1 protein-coding gene is annotated in these 746 nt (G+C 27.9%); it reads right to left on the bottom strand.

What is annotated here, in order from left to right:
- Positions 1–119: 119 nt before the first annotated feature.
- Complete coding sequence (locus IV84_RS10535) at positions 120–611, bottom strand: hypothetical protein (RefSeq protein ID WP_056986636.1); 492 nt, start codon at positions 609–611, stop codon at positions 120–122.
- Positions 612–746 lie beyond the last annotated feature (135 nt).

The following is a 746-nucleotide window of genomic DNA, read 5'->3' as shown; positions in this document are numbered from 1 at the left end:
ACCATCTAGGAAAACCTTACACTAACTTCTTATCAGTCCAAAAATTAAAATAACTTCCGAGTATGACATCAAAAACTCAAGTACGCTACTTTCAAATTTTATAAAATTATAAAACCCGATTAGTGCAAGATTTTTTGAGTGAAATTCATATTACTTCGATTTTTATAATAAAACTTAGTCTGACCTGACAATATGTCGAGATTCTTCACATATTTCCTAAATGGCACATGAGTCGTCAATGTTTTATTAGTGTTAAGCCAAGCCTCATTACTTGTTCTTATTGAATTCGCGTTATGGTTGATTCCCATAATTAATAATAAATTTGTAGATACTAACCCAACTAAAATAAAACTAATAAAATTAAGTTTTGAAAGATTAAAATTTGTATTTCTAAATGTCACATGAAAAGCATAATTGGCAATCAATATTGCAACTAACACCATAAAAATATAATTTCCAAAATACTCCCTTACACGCAAAGGACTTGCAACAATCAAATAAGGACCGGCTGTAATTCCTCCGGAAATTTGAAAAAATATGGCCAAACCTTTTAAATTTTTAGGTAACAAATACAATATCAATATGAGCACAAGAATCCAGAAAGAAGTCATTACAAAAGTATCCAAATATGCAATAGTCTTATTCAAGTTATTAACTATAAACAAAAAACTAACAGTCTTATAATCAATATATTTATTAATACCGACAAAGTAAACGAGTGTTTAAATAATTATGTGTAAATGATT

The organism is Pediococcus damnosus (genome assembly GCF_001437255.1).
GTDB lineage: Bacteria > Bacillota > Bacilli > Lactobacillales > Lactobacillaceae > Pediococcus > Pediococcus damnosus.
Note: the sequence above shows the minus strand (reverse complement) of the source record. Positions and strands in the feature narration are given on the sequence as shown.

Bases quoted from the DNA above. Each gene is read 5' to 3' on its own strand.
- IV84_RS10535 (WP_056986636.1), bottom strand. From the start codon at position 611: ATGACTTCTTTCTGGATTCTTGTGCTCATATTGATATTGTATTTGTTA.